Source organism: Streptomyces sp. NPDC053367 (genome assembly GCF_044545925.1).
Lineage (GTDB): Bacteria > Actinomycetota > Actinomycetes > Streptomycetales > Streptomycetaceae > Streptomyces.
Genome location: NZ_JBITYN010000004.1, coordinates 376,529 through 397,022 on the forward strand (window position 1 = coordinate 376,529; position 20,494 = coordinate 397,022).

Here is a 20,494-nt window from a genome sequence, read left to right on the forward strand (position 1 = left end):
CCTCCTCACGGACCTACGGCGTGTTCTCGATCAGCCCGGCCGTGCGCAGCGCGGCCTCCAGTTCCACCACGTCGTGTTCCGCGGTGGCGGTGTCGACGGCGTACTCCTCGGCGATCCGCCGGGTCGCCTCACCGGACGTCCCGCCGTCGAGGAGCGTGCGCAGCACGACGGCCCCGGTCGGATTGAGCGCCCAGTACCGGCCCGAGTCCTCGTCGAGCAGGGCGACACCGTCCTCGGTCGGGGCGAGCGACACATGACCCCGCAGTTTCACAGCCATGACTCCTCCTGCTGGTCGGATGCACCGGTGAAGTGCCGTTCCAGGGCCCGCAGCCAGGTCTCGCAGGCGACGGTCTGGTAGAGCACGTCCATGCCGAGCCGCGGATCGAGCGGCCGGGCGCACACCTCCCGTACGGCGCCGGCGTCGATCAGGCCGAGCCGGGCCAGCCGCGAGTCCTCCCACAGGGCCAGCAGCTCGGCCCGGTGCCGGCGCAGCCCGGGCGCCTCGTCGCAGTCGGCGGTGGCCTTGGTCTGCCGGGTGCGGCTCTCCTCGGGGACGACGCCGCGCATGGCCTCGACGATGAGCGGCTTGTACCGCCAGGGGCTGATCCGGTCCTCGGGCCGTACGGCGAGAGCGGCCTCGACGACCCGGTCGTCGTAGTACGGCGAGGCGACGGTCACCCCGATCCGCGCGCCCAGCTCCTCCACCTCGGCGGCGACCCGGGACACGGCCTGCATGGCGGCCAGCTCCCGGTGCTGTCCCCGGCGTTCGGCGAGCGGCGGCGCCCCCCGCGCGACCCGTCGCACGAGATCGCGTACGGCGGTGACGGCGTCCGGCGTCGTCCAGGGCGGCAGCCGCGGGGTGAAGCCCCAGGCCAGCAGCGGCTCGTTCAACGGCGTGGGCGGCTCGGTGAGATGGTCGGCGACCGAGGCGAGCCAGGCGCCGTAGGGGCGGCTGTCGGCGAGCTGGCGCAGCACGGCGGCGCGCGGCCAGCGGTACTTGGCGGCGAACCCGCGGATCAGCCGGGCGGCGGACGCGGGGCGGGTGCGCGCCAGGGTGTGCAGATGGGCGAGCGACCCGTACAGCAGTTCGTCGCCGCCCATCCCGGTCAGATGGGTCCGCGACCCGAGCGCGGCGGCGCGGCGCACGGTGACGAGCCCGCGCTCGCGCTCGCCGCTGGAGGTCGGTTCCTCCAGCGGGTCGTCGAGGCGCCGCACCCCGGCGTAGAACAGCGGCACGTCCTCGGCCGCGATCACCTGGTGCTCCACCGCGTCGAGCGCGGCGGACGTGCGGGCGGCCCACAGGACGTCGTCGCCGCGGGCGTCGCGCAGGGCGACCGTGCAGGCGATCACCCGGGGTGCGCGGTGGGCGGCGAGGGAGCAGACGGCGGTGGAGTCGAGGCCCCCGAGGTCGCAGCTGACCGCGGCCCGGCCGTCGGTGCGGACGGCGACCGCCGCGCCGAGCGCGTCGCGCAGGGCGGGTGCGCCCTCCGTCATCGGCAGCACCGGCTGCGGCGGCGTCCACCAGCGCACGTGCCGGGGCCGCCCTGCCGGGTCGAGGAGGAGCCAGCTGCCGCCGGGCACGTCGGTCACTCCGCGCCAGACGGGGGTACGGGTCAGCGGCGGCAGGATGAGCGGCTCCAGCAGCCGCAGCGCGAGCCGGGACTCGTCGAGGGGTGCGCCGGTCAGCCGGGCCAGGACGTCGGCCCGGTCGGCGGCGACGGTCACCTCGCCCACACGCGCGTGGCAGAGCCGCCGCATCGACGTGATGCTGCCCTGGACGCGGACCACGCCGTCCACCGAGGCGATCAGATGGGCGCTGCCGGGCGTGCTCCGGGCCAGGCCGTCCAGGGCGAAGGGGCTCTGGAGACGGGCGGCGGCGTGGGACAGCTCCCGCGGGGTGACGGTGTGCTGGCCGAGCAGCGCGACGCGGCTGCGGCCGGCGCCGCCGAGGGCCAGGGCGTGGCGGGGCCAGTGGCCGAAGATCCAGGGGCGCCCGGACGGATGGTCGATCCGCTCGGGTGCGAGATCCCGCAGGGCCGTCGCGGCGGGCGCCGCCGACGGGCAGTCGGGGAGCACCGCGAACCAGGTGCGTGCCGGTTCCGTGGACGTGCGCGTCACCGCCCTCCTGCGCGAGCAGCGGACCGGGCCGCAGCGGCGTGCGCTGCCCGGCCCGCCGGGTGGGATGCGTTCCTTCGGCGTCAGAGAAGCTGGTGCCGGAAGAGCAGGTCCCTGGGGCCGTGCCCGCCGAGACCGGTGAGGCTCCGGAAGGAGCCCGCCAGGGTCAGGGTCGGAGGCTCGTACGTACGCATGCCGTCCACCTCCCTTCTCCACGCATCTGCGTACCCTGTTCATCCATCCTTATCACCAAATATCCGATTTTCTGAGGGGATTGAATGGGCGAAGCTTCAACTATTCAGCGCGACCAGCCCATTTGGCCGACCACAGACCGACACCCCCGCCCCCGGCGAGGTGGCCCAGCTTGTCGGGGTTGAAGACGGAGTGGACCGTCGCGACCCGGCCGTCGCCGGTGATGCCGAGCCCGATCACCCCGACCAGCCGGCCCTCGGCGTCGTACGCCATCGCACCCGGCTGGCCGTTGACCTCGGCGGGCCGCAGTCGCGCACCGTACGCGGCGAAGGCGGCGAACCCGGCCGCCAGTTTCCGCGCCACCCGCTCCCGGCCGCTCATCGGCCGCCCCAGCGCAGGCACCTTGCCGCCGCCGTCGGCGTGCAGTGCCACGTCCTGCGCCAGCATCGCCTCCAGGGCCCCCAGGTCGCCCTGCTCGGCCGCGGCGAAGAAGCGCCGTGCCAGCTCCTCGCGCTGCCGCCGCGAGGCGTGGTAGCGCGGCCGGCGGTCCCGCAGCCGGGCGCGCGCCCGCGCGACCAGGTGCCGGGCGCCGTCCACGTCGGTGCCGACGATCTCGGCGACCTCCGGGTACGCGTAGTCGAACACCTCGCGCAGCAGGAACGCCGCCCGCTGGTGCGGCGACAGGCTCTCCAGCAGCACCAGGAACGCCAGCGACAGCGAGTCGGCGGTCTCGGCGCGCTCGGCCGGCGTCGGCTCGGTGACCAGCGGCTCGGGCAGCCACTCGCCGAAGTACCGCTCCCGCCGCACCCGCGCCGAGCGCAGCTGGTCGATGGCCAGCCGGGTGGCCAGGGTGGCGACGTAGGCCCGCGGCGAGGCGATCGGCTCGTCCTGCCGCAGCGTGCGGTGCAGCCGCAGGAACGTCTCCTGTACGACGTCCTCGGCCTCGCTGACGCTGCCGAGCATCTGGTAGGCGATCGCGAACGCCCGCGGGCGCAGCTCGCCGTACAGGTCGGAGGCGGAGGCGGAGGGGTGAGGGGTGAGGGGTGTGGTCCCGGGGGCGCCGGGCTGGGGGGCACTCACCGCGCTACCCCAGTCCCTCGGCGAAACCCGTGCGCCAGCTCGGGTACCGCGGCGTCCACCCCAGCTCCCGCTTGGCCTTCTCGCTGGAGATCCCCGGAGCGCGCGTCATCATGTCCACGGCCGCCGGACCGGCGATCACGCGGACGAGCCAGGCCGGCACCCGGCGCGGGCGCCTCGCGCCCAGCAGCCGCGCCAGCTCCGGCAGCCACTCCGCCACCGGCGCCGGATCGTCGTCGGCGACGTGGTAGATCCCGGCCCTGCCGCGCTCGACGGCCGCCACCGTGGCGGAGGCGGCGTCGGCGATGTGCACCAACGACCACACGCCGGTGCCGCCGCCCACGACCGGGAATCTGCGCCCGCGGATCTGCTCGGCCATGACGGCGCCCGGTTCCCTGCTCAGCCCGGTTCCGGGGCCGTAGAAGCCGCCGTAGCGCAGCGCGATGCCGTCGGCCCAGGTGATGCCGGTCACCGCGCTCTCCAGGTGCCGCAGGGTGGCGACGGCCTCCGCGCCGTCCGCGGGCGGGTGCGGTTCGAGCGGGCGGCTCTCGTCGGCGACCGGCCCGCGGCCGCGCTCCATCCACATGGCGTTGCTCTGCGCCACGAACCGGCGGACGCCGACGGCGCGCGCGGCGGCCAGCAGATGGTCCGTGCCCTCGGTGCGCAGCCGGTTGGTGTCCGCCGCCATCCGCTTCAGGTTCCGGAAGTCCATCGGACCGCCCAGCGCGGTCAGCTGGTGGACGATCACCTCCGGTTCGGCCTTGGCCACCGCGTCGGCCACCGAGTCCGGGTCGAGCGCGTCGACGACGACCGGTTCGGCGCCGAGCGCGCGCAGCGCGCCGGTCCTGGCGGCCGAGCGGGTCGTGCCGACGACGTCGTGGCCGCGCGCGACGAGCTGCGGGACCAGGTGGCCGCCGATGGCGCCGGACGCGCCGGCGATGAAGATCTTCATGTCGTCTCCGTTCATCGGGGTGAGGCAAGGGTCGGGTGAGGCAAGGGTCGGGTGAGGCAAGGGTCGGGTGAGGCAAGGGTCGGGGTGGGGCAACGGTCGGGGTGGGGCAACGGTCGGGGTGACGCTATGAAGACGAGATGCCGCGGCGGCGCATGACCGGGTGTGACCCGGTTCACACGATCCATATCGGCCGGGGGCGAGGAATAGTGCCGCGCGGGACGGTGTTCGGGCGGATGTAGTTGATGCATCAACCAACCGGTGCCGATCAGGTGTCCCACCGGCCGCCCGACGACCCGAACGGAGAAGAGATGGCCACCGACTTCACCGGCTACGCGCCGAACGACGGTGTGGCGCCCGACCGTTGGGCCAGCGCCCTGCACCTGTTCGACAACGGCCCCGGCGGCCCGCGCGAGGAGACCGCCGCGGAGCGCTGGGAGCGGGCCCGGCTGCTGTTCGAGGCCAAGGACTACGCCGGTGCCGCACGGCTGCTCGCCGCGGTGGTGGAGGAGGTCCCGGAGCAGACGGGCCCCCGGCTGCTGCTGGCCCGCGCCTACTACCACTCCGCCCAACTGAGCCGTGCCGAGGAGCAGTTGCGGATCATCGTCGAACGCGACCCGGTCGAGCACTACGCCCACCTGATGCTGGGCCGCACCCTGGAACGCCAGGGACGCCCGCAGGAGGCGGAGCCCTGGCTGCGGATGGCCGCCGCGTTCGCGGGGGACTTCCCGGACGGCGGCTGAGCCGGCACACCGAGACCAGGCCCTGGCGGGGAGCCCCCGCCAGGGCCTGCCGTCGGCTTCGCTGCCGTTGCCGCCGCCTCCGTCGAAGGCCCCTGGTCCGAGCCGCAGTTGCTGCACGCGCGCGGCTTCGGCTCCTCGCTCTTCCATGACGGAATCCGACTCCTGGCTGCTCAACCTCGCCCAGACCGGCGCCCGGGACACGGCGGTTCGGCGGGCCTGGAGGCCCACCGCCTCGACCGGGCCACGCTCCGCCTGGTCGGTGAGCCGGTCCGGATCGCGATGCCGCCGAAGGCGGGGTGGATCTAGGGGCCGAACCTCTACCGCCGCAGCGGGTGGTACTACCTGCTGACCGCGGACGGCGGCACCGGCCACGCCCACCAGGTCACGGTCGCCCGGTCGCGCACCCTCACCGCCCCCTGCGAGCGCGACCCGCACGGCCCGCTGATCACCGCCCGCGACCACCCCGGACTGCCGCCGCAGAGGGCCGGGCACGGCAGCCTGGTCCGGGCCGGGGACGACGGGCCGGCACCCCGTCGGCCCGGTCCTCGACGCGACCGTGCCGTCCGACGAGCACGCCGGGGACATCGAGGACGGCGGCATCCGCTCCCTGGGCTTCACCGGGGCGTTCGTCGGCCTGTGAGCCTGGGACCTCACCGGGCAGGGCCGGCACGCCGACTTCGACGAGACGGCGTACCGGGATCTGGCGTGACCGGTACCGGGTCAGGGGCCGGTGTCCTGCACCGGGGTGGGGGCGTGGTCCGGTACGGCCGTCCGAAGGCCGCGGAAGCCTCCGTACCGCGCGCGACCGAGTGATTACAGGGCGATCGCGGCGCCGCACCGGCGTGGACGCGGGCCGATCCGCGAGGTGCATGAAAAGCATGACCATATGCTTTTCGTACGGATCTGCTCGCGCGTGGCGTTACTGCCGCTCGTCCTCGTGGCCGCAGCAGGCCCGGCCCGGCCGGCCGCCGCCGACGGCACGGGATCGAGCGGACTCGCGCTGGAGGTGTCGGTGAACACGCGCCCGGGCCTGGGCGCGCTGGACCCCGGCATCCGTTCCGGCCGCCCGGTCGTCAAGACGTACCGGCTGGTCAACCGCGGGGGAGCCGACCTGTACGGCCTCCGTCTGACCGACCCGGGCCTGCCCGGGGCGCGGATCCGCTGCCCCGGGGGCCGTGACCACGTCCCCCTGCTGCGCGGACTGCGCTCGACGACCTGCCGGGCCGAGGCCCGCGCCCGGCAGGGGACCTGGATCGCCGAGGTGACGGCCCGCGGCCGCATCCCCTACCTCGGCACAGAGGCACGCGCCCGGGCCCGGTCGGGCTACGCCGGTGTCGGCGGCGCCCTCGTCCTGTCCGAGTCGGTCCGGGTGCGCGGCTCCCGTGCCGTGGTCACGTACCGCCTGGGCAACCCCGGCAACCGTGCCGTGCACGGCGTCCGGGTCACCGACGTGGCGCTCGGGCCCGCTCGGATCAACTGCGGCGGGTTCCGCGCCGTCGTCCCGGTGCTGGCGCCCGGCAGGTCCACGCGGTGCACGGCGGTGGTACGGCGACCGCCCGGCACCCACTTCAGCCGTGGCGTCGCCCGAGGTGACGACCGGGTGCACACGCTCGGGCCGACCGGACGCACCGAGCCCCCGCCGCCGCTCACGGCCCGGGACGGGCTGCGCTTCACGATCCCGGAGCCGCCTCCGCCTCCACCCCCACCCCCGCTTCCGTCTTCACCTCCGTCTTCGCCGCGGGCACCCGTACCCGTGCAGCCGACCTCGCCGGCCCCGGCCTCTCCCGCGCCACCGGCCTCAGCGCCGTCGGTGCCCCCACCCCCACCGCCACCGCTCGCCGGTCCGCCCGCCGTCGCCCTGCTCCCACCGCCCGTGCTTCCCCTCAGGCCCGGCGTGGCGCCACCCCCGCCGGGGATCGCCGCACCCGGGGTGACGGGGGCGGGAGAGGCGGCGGGAGCTGGGGAGGCTGCGGCGCCCGGGCAGTCCGGGGATCTCGGTGCGGCCGCCGGCGGCACGGCTGCCGGACCGGGCGGCGGGGCCGCCGCCGCCGGTGCGGGGGCTGGTGCTGGTGCTGGTGCTGCTGCCGGTTCCGCTGAAGGTGCGGGTGCGGGTGCCGGTGCCGCTGCGGGGGCGGGCGCCGGCGCCGGTACTGCTGCCGGTGCGGGCGCTGGGGCCGCCGCCGGTGCGGGGGCTGGGGCTGCCGAGGGGGCGGGCGCCGGTGCTGGGGCGGGTGCCGGTGCTGCAGCCGGAGCCGGTACCGGAGCCGGAGCGGACGCCGGTACGGCTGCCGGAGCTGCCGCGGGGGCGGGTGCTGCTGCCGGAGCGGATGCCGGTGTCGCAGCCGGGGCGGACGCCGGTACTGCTGCCGGAGCGAACGCCGGAGCGAACGCAGGTGCGGCCGCCGGTGTCGGCAGCGGGGCCGCCGCCGGACAGGGGGACGCTCCCGCCCGGCCCGATCAAGCAGGCCGAGGCGCCGCCGAGACCCCCGGCGCCAGGGACACCCCGCCCCGCGACCAGGCCGTCACCCCCGCCACCCCACTCCTGCGCCGGCTGGTCCGCCCGGACGGCGGGCCCACCGGACTCGGCCTGCTGGCCGTCCTGTTGCTGCTGCTCCTGCCCGCCGCCGTGGCGGCCGCGATCGTCGGATCGCGCCGCCTCGGCCGGTAGGCACGTACCTCCGCACCCAGAGGAGCCACTGACCCCCTATGACCGAGACCTTTGCCATCGTCCTCGGCTGCGCCCTGCTCGCCGCGGCCGGCATCCTCGTGAAGCACCGCCTGTGGCCCCCGGCTCCGGACGACGAGCCGCGCGAGGACGTGGCGGAGTACATCTCGATGATGGTCGGCGTGCTCTACGCCCTGGTGCTCGGGCTGGCGCTGGTCTCCGTCTGGGACACCAGGTCCGGTGCGGAGGAGCACGTGCAGGCCGAGGCGAGCGCCGCGCACCAGATCCGGATGCTGTCCGAGGGCCTGCCGTCCGGGCAGGCCGAGCGCACGCGCGAAGGCATCGAGGCGTACGTCCGGCATGTCACGTCCGCCGAGTGGCCGGCCATGGAGGAGGGGTCGTTCCCGGCCGGGGAGGGCTGGGTGCTGCTCGACCGTCTGCGGGCCGAGGGGCAGATCCCGGCGGACGCCACCGCGGCCCAGCAGATCACCGCGCAGGAGTCCCTCGCCCAGCTCTCCGCGCTGGGCGAGGCCCGGCGCGGTCGGGAGACGGACGCCGGGCAGGCGTTGTCGCCGGTGCTGTGGTTCGGGCTGATCGTCGGCGGGCTGCTCACCGTCACCTTCATGTTCATGTTCGGTGTGAAGCGCAGCATCACCCATGTGGTGATGGTGATGGGCCTGACCGCCCTGATCACCTTCACCGTGCTGCTCATCTACCAGATGAACACGCCGTTCAGCGGCCTGTTCGCGGTGGACGACGGCCCGTTCACGCGCTACTTCGATACCTAGGGCCGCTCCCGCCTCACCCCAGGTCGAACAGGTCGGACGGCCCCAGCCGGTACCGGGTCAGGTCGTGCCTGCGCAGCGGCGCCGGCTCCGGCGCCTCGAACAGGGGCGTGACCGTGCAGCGGGGAGCGGTCGAACCCGTGACGTCCAGCAGGGCGCTGACCGACTGGCGGGCGGAGGCGTTTGTCGTTGAGCGCCGCCTTCAGCTGGGCCCACACCTCGCGGGGTCGGACAGAACTGGACGCCCGTCATCCAGTCCGTCCGCAACGCGTCGCAGCGCGCCAGCCGGGGGTCGGCCGCGCGCAGGCCGGAGCCCCAGGTGCGGCGGGCGTGCTCGACCGGCATCGCCGAGATGTAGTGGTCGGCCGTCACCCGCTGCCGTAAGCCCTGGCGGCCCTCGAATCCGGTCCCCGAGGCGGCCCTCGAATCCGGTCCCTGTCAGCGCCCCGCGGACCCCGTCGCCGGCGCATGGCATGGTCCTGGCCGCACCGGGTACGCGGGGGGCACCGCACCGGGGCCGATCTTGCCGCGGCCCGGTCCACGACCGCCGTCAGCAGGGAAGTCGTCATGGACACACCCGCCCACCGCAACAACTACACGCCGGCCCAGCACGCTCTCGACGTGCTCGCCGAGAACACCGAGGACGCGGCGGCACTGGACACCCTGGCCGGGAGTCACGTCCTGGTACCCGTGCCCGACGACGCCACCGACGCCGAGGCCGCCGACCCGACGATGGTGACCCTCCCCGTGATCGAGCATCCGGGCGGCGCCCCCGTGGTGCCGGTGTTCACCTCCGAGCCGGAGATGGCCCACCTGCTGCCGTACGTGTCCCGCTACCGGCTCGTGCCGCTGGGCGCGCTCGCCTCGCAGTGGCCCACGGACGAAGGGCTGGCGCTGACCATCGACGCGGCCTCCGAGCACGGGCTGACCCTCTCCTCGGAGGGCGTCCGCACCCTGCTGGCGCGGCCGCAGGGCTGACTCAGGACAGCAGGGTGACGTCCTCGGGCGCGGTGATGCCGAAGCGTTCGTCCAGGATGCGCCGGGCCTCCTGCTCGTCGGTGAGCTTGCGCGCGGTCAGCCGATGCGGCGCAGCTGGGCGTCGAGGCCGAAGTCAGTGGTCTCGGACATGTCATCGGCTCCAGGCGATCGGGCGAATCGGCCGAGAGCCGATCACTCTTTTCCGCAAGCCCCTGAGCAGCCCCCTCGGACGCCTGCCGAGCGCGCTATGCGGAGGGCTCCTGACCGGCGCCGCCCAGCATGCGCTCCAGCACCGACCGCTGCAGCGGCAGCACCTCGGCGTGCAGATCGCGGCCCTTGCGGGTCAGCGACACCCACACACCGCGCCGGTCCTCGGCGCACACGGAGCGCTCGACGAGGCCCTCCTTCTCCAGCCGGCCGATCAGCCGGGACAGCGCGCTCTGGCTGAGATGCACCCGTCCGGCGAGGTTCTGCACCCGGCACTGCTCGCCCTCCTCGCCCAGATCGGCGGCGAGGAGGTCGAGCACCTCGAAGTCGCTGGCGCCCAGGCCGTGCGGGTGCAGGGCCCGGTCGATCTCGCACATCGTGCGCGCGTGCACCGACAGGATGTCCCGCCACCGCTCTTCCAGCCGGGCGTCGGCCGTGTTGACTGCCATACCCGCACGGTAACACCGTTCCGGCCATTGTTGACTGTGCAACTATCCCTGGATCGTCTGAGGCAGATCGTCCGAGGCGAATCAGGCTTCGGGGTCCTGGAGCAGCCCCACGAGGTTGCCGTCCGCGTCCTTCACCGACGCGATCAGCCGGCCGCCGCCGACGTCCCGCACGTCCTGCAGCGGCTCGGCCCCCGCCGCCAGCAGCGCGGCGAGCGTGGCCCGGATGTCGGACACGTGCCAGTAGGGCACCGGCCCGGTCAGGCCCTGGGCGTGCCCGTTGGGGTCCAGCCCGACGTCCTGCCCGGCGTCCTTGTAACCGACGTAGTAGGGCTCGTCCGCGTACGGCTCCACCCCCAGCAGCGCCTTGAACAGGGCCTTCGCCCGGTCCAGGTCCTTGACGGGGTAGATGATCGTCTTCAGCCCTGCGGTCATGGCGTACTCCTCGACGTTCCGCGTGCCCCGGCACCCGTGGTGGCGCCGGTGACTCCCACGCTAGGACCGGGCGGGCCCGGGCGGCTTCTCCGATCCTGACCGGTTGCTCCGGCCGGGCACGGTTCCGCGGCCTCACACCACGGGCGTGCGGCGCAAGACCCGCCGCCGCGCGTCACGGGCTGTACGGGAAGCCCCCCCGCCGCCGCGCGTCACGGCGTGTACTGGCCGCCCCCCCCGCCTCACATCACGTCGACTCCCGCTTCACCAGCTCCGTGGGCAGGATCACCGCCGCCGGGTCCTCGCCGCCGATCTGGGCGAGCAGTACGCGGACCATCTCGGCGCTGATGCGGTCCCAGGGCTGTCGTATGGTCGTCAGCTCGGGGCTGGCGGCCACCGCGGCGGGGGAGTCGTCGAAGCCGCCCACGGCGATGTCCTCGGGCACCCGCCGCCCGGCCCGTTGCAGGGCCGTGAGCACGCCCTGGGCCATCAGGTCGGAGGCCACGAACACCGCGTCCAGGTCGGGCGCCCGGGCGAGGAGCCGGTCGGCGCCCGCCTCACCGCTGGCCCGGCTGTAGTCGCCGGAGACGATCAGCCGGTCGTCGATCTCGATGCCGGCGGCCGTCAGCACCTCCTTGTAGCCGGCGAGCCGCTCCACACCGCCGGGGGTGTCGAGCGGGCCGGTGACCACGCCGATCCGGCGGCGTCCCAGTGACAGCAGGTGCCGGACCATGTCCCGGGCGCCGTCGCGGTCGTCGGCGGCCACGTAACTCACCTTCGAGCCGAGCCCGATCGGCTTGCCGCACGCCACGAGCGGCACGCCCGCCTCGCGCAGCTGCTCGGCGACCGGGTCGCCGGAGTGGCTGGAGACGAGCAGCACCCCGTCGACGTGTCCGGCGGTGATGTAACGCGTTATCCGCCGCCGTTCGTCCTGCGTGCCGGCGATCATCAGCAGCAGCGGGATGTCGTGCGCGGCCAGCGCCTGGGTGCAGCCGCGCAGCAGGACGTTGAAGTTGGGGTCCTCGAAGAACCGTTCCTGAGGCTCCGTCAGCAGGAAGCCGACCGAGTCGGAGCGGCCGGTGATCAGCGAGCGGGCGTGCCGGTTCACGACGTAACCCGTCTTGCGGATGGCCGCGTTGACGGCGTCCGCCGCTGCCGGGCTGACGTAGTGGCCGCCGTTGAGGACGCGCGAGACGGTGCCGCGCGAGACACCCGCCTCGCGCGCCACGTCGTGGATCGTCGGTGGCTTGCGCCGGCCCCCCGTGTTGCTCATGGTCATGACTTTACGGCTCCGGACAGCAGATCCAGGCTCCAGAACCGCTGAACGACCAGGAACAGCGCGATCAGCGGGAACACCGCGAGGAACGCGCCGGTGATCACCAGGGTGTACAGGGCGGGGGTGTTGGCGCCCTGCTCCAGCAGGGTGTGCAGACCGACGGTGATCGGGAACTTCTCGTCGTCGCTCAGCATGATGTACGGCAGCAGGAAGTTGTTCCAGATGGCGACGAACTGGAACAGGAACACCGTCACCATGCCGGGGATCATCATAGGCAGCGCGATCCGGGTGAAGATCCGCCACTCGCTCGCGCCGTCCATCCGGCCGGCTTCCACCACGTCACCGGGCACGGCCGCCGCGGCGTAGATGCGCGCCAGGTACACGCCGTACGGCGACAGGATCTGCGGCAGCAGCACGGACAGGTAGGAGTCGGTCAGGTCCACCTCGGCCATCAGCAGGTACTGCGGGACGGCGAGGATGATCGGCGGCATCAGCACACCCGCCAGCAGGACGTTGAACATGGTCTCGCGGCCACGGAAGCGGTAGGTCGCCAGTGCGTAGCCGCTGAACGCCGAGACCACCGTCGACAGCAGGGCGCCGAGCCCGGCGTAGAGGGCGGAGTTGCCCATCCACTGCCAGTAGACGCCGTCCCGGTAGGCGTTGAGGTCGGCGAGGTTGTCGGTGAAGCCCGTGCCCGGCAGGAAGGTGAACGTGGAGAACAGCTCACGGCCGGTCTTGGTGGAGGCGATCACCACCCACGCCACGGGCAGCAGGCAGTACAGCGCGCCGATCAGCAGCGTCACCGTCGGGACGAGCGCGATCCGGTTGCGCAGCGGAGGCCCGCTGTGCGCGGCGCCCGTGGCACCGGCCGCCGAGGGAGTCTTCCGTACGGCAAGAGAACTCATCCCGCTGCCCCCTGCTTCTCGGTGCGGTTCGCGGTGCGCAGGAAGCCGAAGCTCAGCACCAGCGTGACGACGGCGATGATCACGGCCTCGGCGGCCGCCGCGTAGATGTCACCGGTGCCGAAGGCGTCCCGGTAGACCTTCATCAGCGGACTCCAGGTCGTCGACAGCGCGTTGGTGAGCGGTTTGAGCGTCATCGGCTCGCTGAACACCTGGAGCGTGGCGATGATCGAGAAGAAGAAGGTCAGCACCAGCGAGGGCGCCACCATCGGGATCTTGATCCTGAGCGCGATCTGCAGCGGGGTGGCGCCGTCCAGCTTCGCCGCCTCGTACACCTCGGCCGGGATGGCCTGCAGCGAGGTGTAGATGACGATCATGTTGAAGCCGGTGCCGCCCCAGACGGCGATGTTCGACAGGGCCAGGTAGAGCGGCCCGCCGTCCAGCAGGTCCGGCTGCGGCAGTCCCAGCTTCTCCAGGACGTAGTGGAACGGGCTGACGTCCGGCAGGTACAGGAAGCCCCACAGCAGCGCGGCCACCACCCCGGGGACGGCGTACGGCAGGAAGATCGCCAGGCGGGTGAAGGGGGCGAGCCGGACCTTGTCCGAGTCGAGCATCAGCGCGAACAGCAGGGCGAGGCCCAGCATGACGGGCACGACGATGCAGCCGTAGCCGAGGACGCGCAGGGCGCCGTCGAGGAGCTCGCTGTCGGTCAGGGCGGAGGTGTAGTTCTCCAGCCCGGCCCAGACCTCCTTGCGGGCGCCGGACCCGAGGCCGAGCCCGGAGACCTTCACCTTGTGGAAGCTGAGCCAGACCGCGTAGCCGATGGGCAGCGCGAAGAACAGCGCGAACAGGATCGTTGCGGGGAGGAGGAAGGCGTACGGGGCCCCCTTGACCCCGTACGGCTTCCGGCGTGCGGTCGTCACTCGGAGACCTCGAAGCCCTGCTTCTTCATGTCGGCGACCGTGTCGTCCTGCATCTTCTTCAGGGCGGCGGTGAAGTCCGACTTGTTCTTCGCGGCGGCGCCGAAGGCGTCCTTGAAGCTGGTGTAGGCGACATTCACGTTCGGCCCCCACGCGGCGGGCGCGGTGGTCTTCGCGATCTTCGCGGCCTGCTGGTAGAAGTCGGGCTGGTTGGCGAAGTACGCCGGCGGTGTGGTGAAGGCGCCGCTGAGCTGGGCGGCGGAGGACGCCGGGTAGATGCCGCTCTCCTTGGCGAGCGCGTTGAGCGCGTCACCGTCGGTGTTCAGCCAGGCGGCGAACTCGGCGGCGGCCTCCTTGTGGGCGGAGTCGGTGGTGACCGCGGTGGAGGAGCCGCCCCAGCTGCCGGTGACGTTCTCGCTGTCGGTCCACTGGGGGAGCGGGGCCATGGCCCACTTGCCCTTGGTGTCGGGCGCGGCGGTGGTCAGGGTGCCCGGCGCCCAGACGGCGCTGACCCAGGCGATCTGCTTGCCGGTGTTGAGCGCCTTGTTCCAGGCCGGGGTGTACATCGGCTGGTTGTCGATGGCGCCCTCCGCGACGAGGCCGCCCCAGAACTCGGCGACCTTCCGGGTGGCCGCGTCGTCGATGCCGACCTTCCACTTCTCGCCCTCGGTGGTCCACCACTTGGCGCCGGCCTGCTGGGCGAGGCCCGCGAAGAGGCCGGAGTCGTTGGCGGAGAACGTCGTCAGGTCGGTGTCCGGCGCCTTCTTCTTCAGCGCGCGGGCGGTCTCGGCGAACTGCTCCCAGGTGGTGGGGACCTTCAGGCCGTACTTCTCGAACAGGTCCTCGCGGTAGTAGAACATCATCGGGCCGATGTCCTGCGGGACCGCGTAGACCGCGTCCGTGCCCAGTGTGGTCTGCTGCCAGACACCCTCGGCGAACTTGCCCTTCGCGTCGTCCACGTCACCCGATATGTCCGCGAGCGCGTCGTTGCTGACCAGCGTCGGCAGCGCCTGGTACTCGGCCTGGACCAGGTCCGGGGCCTTGCCGGCCTTGTGCGCCGTGAGGATCTTGGTGACGAGCGTGTCGCCGGAGGCCTGCTTCTTCACCGTGACGGTGATCTGCTGCTCCTTGCCCGGACCCTTGTTCCACAGGTCGACGACCTTGTCCATGCCGGGCGTCCAGGTCCAGTACGTCAGCGAGACCGGGCCGGCCTGGGCCTCGCCCTCGTCGTCGGACCCGCCGCAGGCGGCGAGGGCGGTGGTGCCGAGTGCGACGGCGACTGCGATGGCTGTGACCCGACGGAGCCCGCGGCGCTTCGTGATGGGCATGGATCTCTCCCCTGACCTGGGTCCTCGCCTGCTGCGAAGACCTGCCATGCTTCTGTGAGCGTTCACAGTAGAGAAACATCCCAGACACTTGTCAATGGTTGTTGCTGTGCGGTTATGTTGGGCTCGCACTGCTGAGCATGTGTGTGCACGTTCCCAAATGATCGATTAACCCGGGAGAGATCCATGCCGGACGCCGCCCCCAAGGGCCTGACCAGGCTCGCCTTCGGCGGGGACTACAACCCCGAGCAATGGCCGGAAACCGTCTGGCAGGAGGACGTCCGGCTCATGCGGGAGGCCGGCGTCTCCATGGTGAGTGTGGGCATCTTCTCCTGGGCCCTGCTGGAGCCCTCGCCGGGGGTGTACGACTTCGCCTGGCTCGACCGGCTTCTCGGTCTTCTGCACGACAACGGCATCCGGGTCGACCTCGGCACCCCCACCGTCGTCCCGCCGGTGTGGTTCTACCGGGCCCACCCCGAGGCCCTCCCCGTCACGGCCGACGGCACCCGCTACGAGTTCGGCTCTCGCGGCGCCATCTGCCACAGCAACACCGACTACCGGGCCGCCGCCGCGGGCATCACCACCCAGCTCGCCGAGCGCTACGGCGACCACCCCGCGCTCGCCATGTGGCACGTGCACAACGAGTACGGCGTCCCCGTCTCCGCCTGCTACTGCGACTCCTGCGCCGCCCACTTCCGCCGCTGGCTGCAGGCCACGTACGGCACGATCGACGCCCTGAACGAGGCCTGGGGCACCGCCTTCTGGGGCCAGCGCTACGCCGACTTCGAGGAGATCAACCCGCCGCGCGCCACCCCGACCGTCGGCAACCCGGCCCAGGCGCTGGACCACCGCCGCTTCGCCGACGCCACCCTGCGCGAGAACTTCCTGATGGAGCGGGACATCCTGCACCGCCTCTCGCCCGGCGTCCCGGTCACCACGAACTTCATGACCGCACTCAGCCAGTGCGACTCCATCGACTACTGGGCGTGGGGCCGTGAGGTGGACGTCGTCACCAACGACCACTACCTGATCACCGACGGCCGCCGCACCCACGTCAACCTCGCCATGGCCGCCGACCTCACCCGCTCGGTGGCCGGCGGCGCCCCCTGGATCCTCCTCGAACACTCCACGTCCGGCGTCAACTGGCAGCCCCGCAACCCGGCCAAGGCCCCCGGGCAGATGGCCCGCAACTCCCTCGCCCACGTGGCGCGCGGCTCCGAGGGCGCCATGTTCTTCCAGTGGCGCCAGTCCCGGCGCGGCGCCGAGAAGTTCCACTCGGCGATGGTCCCGCACGGCGGCACCGGCACACGCGTGTGGCGCGAGGTCGTCGAACTGGGCGCCGCGCTCGGGGACCTGAACGAGATCCGCGGCACCCGCACCGTCGCCGACGTGGCCGTGCTGTGGGACTGGCAGTCCTGGTGGGCGCAGGGCCTGGACTGGCGGCCCAGCGAGGACCACGACGCCCGCGAGCGCGCCGACAGCTTCTACGAGGCGCTCTACGACCGCCACCTCACGGTCGACTTCGCCCACCCGGAGGCCGACCTCTCGGCCTACCCGCTGGTCGTCGTGCCCGCGCTGTACCTGATGACGAAGGCCGCGGGCGACAACCTCCGGCGCTACGTCGAGCAGGGCGGCACCCTCGTGGTGTCGTACTTCTCCGGCATCGTCGACGAGCACGACGCCGTCCACGACGGGGCCTACCCGGGCGTCCTGCGCGACACCCTCGGCCTGACCGTCGAGGAGTTCTCGCCGCTGCTGAAGGGCGAGCGGGTGCGGCTGACCGGTCCCGAGGGCGCCGAACTCGACGGCGACGTGTGGACGGAGTTCGTGGTGCCGCGCGGCGCCGAGACCGTCTGGGCCTACGCGGACGGCCTCACCGCCGGCCGCCCCGCCGTCACCCGCCACCGCCTCGGCGAGGGCACCGCCTGGTACATCTCCACCCGCCTCGGCACCGACGGCATCGACGCCGTCCTCGGCCGGGCGGCCCAGGACGCGCGGCTCGCGCCGCACGCCGGGCTGCCCCGCGACGTCGAGGTCGTACGCCGCTCCGGCGAGCGGGGCGACTACCTGTTCGCGATCAACCACACCGCCACCGAGGCGAAGGTGCCGCTGCACACGACCGGCACCGAACTGCTGACGGGCGAGCACGCCGCGGGCCACCTCGCCGTGCCCGCCGGAGCCGTACGGGTCGTCCGACTCGGCGGCTGAGCCGACTCCCCTCCGCCCGCGCGAGCCGCACCGAGCCGCGGGCGGAGGGGGCCGCCTCCGTACCAGGCCGTTCGAGGGAGCCCCTGGTGACACCGGGGCCCCCTCCCGCGGTGGAGGCACCCCCATCCCCCTCACGTCGAAGGGACGACGGACGACGATGTTCCATCCCAGACGCACCATCAGGGCCCTGCTGCTGCCGCTCGCCGCGGGACTCGCCCTCACCTCCCTGCCCGCCCAGACCGCCCGGGCCGCGAGCACGCTGACCAACGGCGGGTTCGAGACCGGCGGAGCCGCCGCCACCCCCGGCGGCTGGTCCGAGTACGGCGACACCGCCGCCTCGTTCTCCGAGTCCGGCGGCCACGGCGGCAGCTACCGGCTCAGCCACTGGGCGTCCACCGCCTACAAGGTGGAGACCTACCAGTACCTGTCCGGCCTGACCAACGGGAACTACAAGCTCACCGCCTGGGTGCGCTCCGGCGGCGGCCAGAACTCCGCCTACATAGCGCTGAAGAACTGCGGCGGCACCGACCAGCGCACGGATCTGCCGGTGTCGGCGAGCGGATGGATCCGCGTCGTCGTGCCGGTCAAGGTGACTAACAACCAGTGCACCATCAGCATCAACAGTGACGCCAACGCCGGGAACTGGATCAACGTCGACGACCTGACCTTCGCGTCCGGCACCTCCGGCACCTCCGTCCACGGTGCCGACATCTCCTCCCTCGCCAAGAGCGAGGCCAAGGGCGGCGTCTACCGCAACGGCTCCGGCACCGCGGCCGACCCGGTCGCGATCCTGAAGTCCGCCGGCATGAACTACGCGCGCCTCAAGGTCTGGGTGAACCCCGCCGACGGCTACAACACCAAGACGCAGGTCCTCGCGACGGCCAGGCGCGTCAAGGCGCAGGGCATGAAGCTGCTGGTCGACTTCCACTACTCGGACTTCTGGACCGACCCCGGCCAGCAGGCCAAGCCGTCCGCCTGGGCCGGGCACTCCTACACCCAGCTCAAGACCGACGTGTACAACCACACCTACGACGTGCTGAACGCCCTGAAGGCGCAGGGCACCACCGCCGACATGGTCCAGGTCGGCAACGAGATCAACGGCGGCATGCTCTGGAACGAGGGCTCCACCGCCAACTGGCCGCAGCTCGCCGGCCTGCTCAACTCCGGCTACGACGCCGCCAAGGCCGTCAGCTCCTCCACCCAGGTGGCCCTGCACCTCGCCAAGGGCGGCGACCTGGCGGGCACCCGCGCGTGGTTCGACAGCGCCGTCGCGCAGGGCGTGAGGTTCGACGTGATCGGCCTGTCCTACTACGGCTACTGGCACGGCTCGCTCCACGACTTCCAGACGACCCTGGACGACGCGGCCGCCCGCTACGGCAAGCCGGTCTTCGTCGCCGAGACGGCCTACCCCTTCCGGCTGGGCAGCGACGACTCCCACGAGGACGTCATCGACCTCAGCAGTGAGCTCGTCGCGGGCTACCCGGCCACCGTCGCCGGGCAGACCAGGTGGATGAACGACGTGGCGAGCATCGTGGAGGCCGTCCCGAACGGCCGCGGCCTCGGCGTCTTCTACTGGGAGGCCACCTGGACCGCGGTCACCGGCAACGGCTGGGACCCGACCGACGCCTCCTCCGGCAACGCCTGGGAGAACCAGGCCCTGTTCGGCTACGACGACCGGGCCCTGACGTCGATGTCCTGGTTCAGCCACCGCTGACCGTCCCTCCCATGGGGCCCGGCCGCCACCAGGGCGACCGGGCCCTTGCCGCACCAGGGCCGGCGAACACCTCGTCCGAGCACGGCAGTTCGGTACCGGACAAGAGTGGCGAACCGACGGACGCGGTGGCGTGCACGGCGCCACAGTGGGAATGCGCCGTACGAGCGCCCGTTGCCGAGGGGGATGAGATGCTGAAGACTCCCGCCAGCCAACTGCGCCTGGACATACTCGAGTTGCTGAAGGACCCGGCCGCCCATTTCCCGCCCCGGGGCGACCTCCCGGAGGACGGGGTCACCTGCGACGCCGTCGCCGCCCGGCTCGGCCTGCGCCGCGAGGTCGCCGCGACCCACCTCGGCCTCCTCGCCGAGCTCGGCCTGCTGCGCACCAGTGAGGTCCGGCGCGCGACCCACTACCGGCGCGACGAGGTACGCATCGCCGAGGTGGCCCGGATGTTCGAGAAGGGCTGGTAGGTTCACCTCCCCGGCGGAAGGGCACACGTCGATGACCGCACCCCGGCCACGCGCACCCCGGCGCGGCCCCCAGTCACCCGCACCACGGCCACTGGCACCCCGCAGACTGATCTCCCTCGGCGCGCGCGGCCCCGAGGACGTCGTGGCCGATGCCCGAGGGCGTGTGCTCACCGGCGTCGAGGACGGCCGCATCCTGCGCCTGGACGGCCTGACCGGCCCCGCCGCCCGCCCCCGCGTCGAGGTGCTCGCGCACACCGGCGGCCGCCCCCTCGGCCTGGAACTCCTCCCCGCCGACGACGCCCTGCTGGTCTGCGACGCCGAACGCGGACTGCTCCGCGTCGACCTCGCCACCGGCGCCGTGCGCGTCCTCGCCGACTCGGTGGCGGGGGAGCGGCTGCGGTTCTGCAGCAATGCCGTCGCCCTCTCCGACGGCAGCGTCCACTTCACCGTCTCCAGCACCCGCCACCCCCTCGACCGGTGGATCGGCGACATCGTCGAACACACCGGCACCGGCAGGCTCCTGCGCCTCGCGCCCGGGGACACCGCCCCCGAAGTCGTCCTGGACGGGCTGCAGTTCGCCAACGGACTCGCCCCCGCGGCGGACGAGTCCTTCCTGGTCGTCGCCGAGACCGGCGCACGCCGGCTGACCCGCGTCCGGCTCACCGGGCCGGCCGCCGGCCAGGCCGAACCCTTCGCCGAGGACCTGCCCGGCATGCCGGACAACCTCTGGCGCGGCGGACCCGACGGCCCGATCTGGGTCGCGCTCGCCGGACCCCGCGTCCCGCCCCTGGACCTGCTCCACCGCGCCGCCCCCGCCGTCCGCCGCACCGCCGCCCGCGCCGCCGTGCGCACCCCCTTCCGGCCCACCGGCACGATCGGCGTCCTCGCCTACGACGACCAGGGCCGCGTCCTCCACCACCTCACCGCCCGGCACTCCCGCTTCCGGATGGTCACCAGCGTCTGCGAGGCCGCCGGTCACCTCGTCCTGGGCAGTCTGTGGGAACGGGGCGTGGCGGTGTGCGGGCGGCCCGCCGCCGAGTGACCCGCCCCGACCGGCGGCGTTACGCTTTCCCGGTCCGCGATCACCGCG

At 73.1% G+C, this 20,494-nt stretch carries 19 protein-coding genes and 1 pseudogene; 9 read left to right on the forward strand and 11 right to left on the reverse strand.

Going from position 1 to position 20,494, the window contains the following annotated elements:
• Positions 1 to 13 precede the first annotated feature (13 nt).
• The 5 genes from ACIGXJ_RS14415 to ACIGXJ_RS14435 form a co-directional block, all read right to left on the reverse strand.
• Positions 14 to 277, reverse strand: coding sequence for a lasso peptide biosynthesis PqqD family chaperone (locus tag ACIGXJ_RS14415; RefSeq protein ID WP_399644451.1), 264 nt, complete (start codon positions 275 to 277; stop codon positions 14 to 16).
• Positions 268 to 2,118, reverse strand: coding sequence for an asparagine synthase-related protein (locus ACIGXJ_RS14420; protein WP_399644453.1), 1,851 nt, complete (start codon positions 2,116 to 2,118; stop codon positions 268 to 270). Before ACIGXJ_RS14420 ends, ACIGXJ_RS14415 begins: the two co-directional genes overlap by 10 nt.
• Before the next feature lie 80 nt (positions 2,119 to 2,198).
• Positions 2,199 to 2,309 (reverse strand): keywimysin-related RiPP, encoded by a 111-nt coding sequence (locus ACIGXJ_RS14425; RefSeq protein WP_399644456.1) that lies wholly within the window; start codon positions 2,307 to 2,309, stop codon positions 2,199 to 2,201.
• A 100-nt stretch (positions 2,310 to 2,409) separates the two neighbouring features.
• Positions 2,410 to 3,387 (reverse strand): RNA polymerase sigma factor SigJ, encoded by a 978-nt coding sequence (gene sigJ / locus ACIGXJ_RS14430; protein WP_399644458.1) that lies wholly within the window; start codon positions 3,385 to 3,387, stop codon positions 2,410 to 2,412.
• Between the two features lie 4 nt (positions 3,388 to 3,391).
• On the reverse strand, positions 3,392 to 4,351 hold the full coding sequence (locus ACIGXJ_RS14435) for an NAD-dependent epimerase/dehydratase family protein (RefSeq protein WP_399644460.1): 960 nt from the start codon (positions 4,349 to 4,351) through the stop codon (positions 3,392 to 3,394).
• 293 nt (positions 4,352 to 4,644) lie between these two features.
• Between ACIGXJ_RS14435 and ACIGXJ_RS14440 the strand changes: the two genes are divergently transcribed.
• The 5 genes and pseudogenes from ACIGXJ_RS14440 to ACIGXJ_RS14460 all read left to right on the forward strand — a co-directional run bounded on the left by ACIGXJ_RS14440 (position 4,645) and on the right by ACIGXJ_RS14460 (position 9,504).
• On the forward strand, positions 4,645 to 5,076 hold the full coding sequence (locus ACIGXJ_RS14440; RefSeq protein ID WP_399644462.1) for a tetratricopeptide repeat protein: 432 nt from the start codon (positions 4,645 to 4,647) through the stop codon (positions 5,074 to 5,076).
• 318 nt (positions 5,077 to 5,394) lie between these two features.
• A pseudogene (locus tag ACIGXJ_RS14445) lies at positions 5,395 to 5,889 on the forward strand (family 43 glycosylhydrolase); the annotation flags it as partial.
• 100 nt (positions 5,890 to 5,989) lie between these two features.
• Positions 5,990 to 7,744, forward strand: a complete 1,755-nt coding sequence (locus ACIGXJ_RS14450) for a hypothetical protein (protein WP_399644464.1) — start codon at positions 5,990 to 5,992, stop codon at positions 7,742 to 7,744.
• A 38-nt stretch (positions 7,745 to 7,782) separates the two neighbouring features.
• Positions 7,783 to 8,529, forward strand: coding sequence for a hypothetical protein (locus tag ACIGXJ_RS14455; RefSeq protein ID WP_399644466.1), 747 nt, complete (start codon positions 7,783 to 7,785; stop codon positions 8,527 to 8,529).
• 564 nt (positions 8,530 to 9,093) lie between these two features.
• Positions 9,094 to 9,504 carry an SseB family protein gene (locus ACIGXJ_RS14460; RefSeq protein WP_399644467.1) on the forward strand — a complete coding sequence of 137 codons (411 nt, stop codon included), beginning with the start codon at positions 9,094 to 9,096 and terminating at the stop codon, positions 9,502 to 9,504.
• Between the two features lie 245 nt (positions 9,505 to 9,749).
• On the opposite strand, the gene ACIGXJ_RS14465 is transcribed toward ACIGXJ_RS14460, so the two are convergent.
• The 6 genes from ACIGXJ_RS14465 to ACIGXJ_RS14490 all read right to left on the reverse strand — a co-directional run bounded on the left by ACIGXJ_RS14465 (position 9,750) and on the right by ACIGXJ_RS14490 (position 15,015).
• Positions 9,750 to 10,160, reverse strand: a complete 411-nt coding sequence (locus ACIGXJ_RS14465; RefSeq protein WP_399644469.1) for a MarR family winged helix-turn-helix transcriptional regulator — start codon at positions 10,158 to 10,160, stop codon at positions 9,750 to 9,752.
• Between the two features lie 81 nt (positions 10,161 to 10,241).
• Positions 10,242 to 10,592, reverse strand: coding sequence for a VOC family protein (locus ACIGXJ_RS14470; RefSeq protein ID WP_399644471.1), 351 nt, complete (start codon positions 10,590 to 10,592; stop codon positions 10,242 to 10,244).
• Between the two features lie 244 nt (positions 10,593 to 10,836).
• Entirely contained in the window at positions 10,837 to 11,868 is a 1,032-nt protein-coding gene (locus ACIGXJ_RS14475) for a LacI family DNA-binding transcriptional regulator (RefSeq protein ID WP_399644474.1), read from the reverse strand.
• Positions 11,865 to 12,770 (reverse strand): carbohydrate ABC transporter permease, encoded by a 906-nt coding sequence (locus ACIGXJ_RS14480; protein WP_399644476.1) that lies wholly within the window; start codon positions 12,768 to 12,770, stop codon positions 11,865 to 11,867. The genes ACIGXJ_RS14475 and ACIGXJ_RS14480 overlap by 4 nt, the downstream gene beginning before the upstream one ends.
• Positions 12,767 to 13,690, reverse strand: coding sequence for a carbohydrate ABC transporter permease (locus ACIGXJ_RS14485; protein ID WP_399644478.1), 924 nt, complete (start codon positions 13,688 to 13,690; stop codon positions 12,767 to 12,769). Before ACIGXJ_RS14485 ends, ACIGXJ_RS14480 begins: the two co-directional genes overlap by 4 nt.
• Positions 13,687 to 15,015 (reverse strand): ABC transporter substrate-binding protein, encoded by a 1,329-nt coding sequence (locus ACIGXJ_RS14490; RefSeq protein ID WP_399644480.1) that lies wholly within the window; start codon positions 15,013 to 15,015, stop codon positions 13,687 to 13,689. Before ACIGXJ_RS14490 ends, ACIGXJ_RS14485 begins: the two co-directional genes overlap by 4 nt.
• Before the next feature lie 183 nt (positions 15,016 to 15,198).
• Here ACIGXJ_RS14490 and ACIGXJ_RS14495 point away from each other — a divergent pair, with 183 nt between their 5' ends.
• The 4 genes from ACIGXJ_RS14495 (at position 15,199) to ACIGXJ_RS14510 (ending at position 20,446) form a co-directional block, all read left to right on the forward strand.
• Positions 15,199 to 17,220, forward strand: coding sequence for a beta-galactosidase (locus ACIGXJ_RS14495; RefSeq protein ID WP_399644483.1), 2,022 nt, complete (start codon positions 15,199 to 15,201; stop codon positions 17,218 to 17,220).
• A 157-nt stretch (positions 17,221 to 17,377) separates the two neighbouring features.
• Positions 17,378 to 18,934 (forward strand): arabinogalactan endo-beta-1,4-galactanase, encoded by a 1,557-nt coding sequence (locus ACIGXJ_RS14500; RefSeq protein WP_399644486.1) that lies wholly within the window; start codon positions 17,378 to 17,380, stop codon positions 18,932 to 18,934.
• 188 nt (positions 18,935 to 19,122) lie between these two features.
• Positions 19,123 to 19,404 (forward strand): ArsR family transcriptional regulator, encoded by a 282-nt coding sequence (locus ACIGXJ_RS14505; protein ID WP_399644488.1) that lies wholly within the window; start codon positions 19,123 to 19,125, stop codon positions 19,402 to 19,404.
• A 31-nt stretch (positions 19,405 to 19,435) separates the two neighbouring features.
• On the forward strand, positions 19,436 to 20,446 hold the full coding sequence (locus ACIGXJ_RS14510; protein ID WP_399644491.1) for an SMP-30/gluconolactonase/LRE family protein: 1,011 nt from the start codon (positions 19,436 to 19,438) through the stop codon (positions 20,444 to 20,446).
• Positions 20,447 to 20,494 lie beyond the last annotated feature (48 nt).

Excerpts from the sequence above, each read along its gene's own strand:
- ACIGXJ_RS14415 (WP_399644451.1), bottom strand. The coding sequence starts at position 277 with ATGGCTGTGAAACTGCGGGGTCATGTGTCGCTCGCCCCGACCGAGGAC.
- ACIGXJ_RS14425 (WP_399644456.1), bottom strand. The coding sequence starts at position 2,309 with ATGCGTACGTACGAGCCTCCGACCCTGACCCTGGCGGGCTCCTTCCGG.
- ACIGXJ_RS14435 (WP_399644460.1), bottom strand. The coding sequence starts at position 4,351 with ATGAACGGAGACGACATGAAGATCTTCATCGCCGGCGCGTCCGGCGCC.
- ACIGXJ_RS14440 (WP_399644462.1), top strand. The coding sequence starts at position 4,645 with ATGGCCACCGACTTCACCGGCTACGCGCCGAACGACGGTGTGGCGCCC.
- ACIGXJ_RS14455 (WP_399644466.1), top strand. The coding sequence starts at position 7,783 with ATGACCGAGACCTTTGCCATCGTCCTCGGCTGCGCCCTGCTCGCCGCG.
- ACIGXJ_RS14460 (WP_399644467.1), top strand. The coding sequence starts at position 9,094 with ATGGACACACCCGCCCACCGCAACAACTACACGCCGGCCCAGCACGCT.
- ACIGXJ_RS14465 (WP_399644469.1), bottom strand. The coding sequence starts at position 10,160 with ATGGCAGTCAACACGGCCGACGCCCGGCTGGAAGAGCGGTGGCGGGAC.
- ACIGXJ_RS14470 (WP_399644471.1), bottom strand. The coding sequence starts at position 10,592 with ATGACCGCAGGGCTGAAGACGATCATCTACCCCGTCAAGGACCTGGAC.
- ACIGXJ_RS14475 (WP_399644474.1), bottom strand. The coding sequence starts at position 11,868 with ATGACCATGAGCAACACGGGGGGCCGGCGCAAGCCACCGACGATCCAC.
- ACIGXJ_RS14480 (WP_399644476.1), bottom strand. The coding sequence starts at position 12,770 with ATGAGTTCTCTTGCCGTACGGAAGACTCCCTCGGCGGCCGGTGCCACG.
- ACIGXJ_RS14490 (WP_399644480.1), bottom strand. The coding sequence starts at position 15,015 with ATGCCCATCACGAAGCGCCGCGGGCTCCGTCGGGTCACAGCCATCGCA.
- ACIGXJ_RS14495 (WP_399644483.1), top strand. The coding sequence starts at position 15,199 with ATGCCGGACGCCGCCCCCAAGGGCCTGACCAGGCTCGCCTTCGGCGGG.
- ACIGXJ_RS14500 (WP_399644486.1), top strand. The coding sequence starts at position 17,378 with ATGTTCCATCCCAGACGCACCATCAGGGCCCTGCTGCTGCCGCTCGCC.
- ACIGXJ_RS14505 (WP_399644488.1), top strand. The coding sequence starts at position 19,123 with ATGCTGAAGACTCCCGCCAGCCAACTGCGCCTGGACATACTCGAGTTG.
- ACIGXJ_RS14510 (WP_399644491.1), top strand. The coding sequence starts at position 19,436 with ATGACCGCACCCCGGCCACGCGCACCCCGGCGCGGCCCCCAGTCACCC.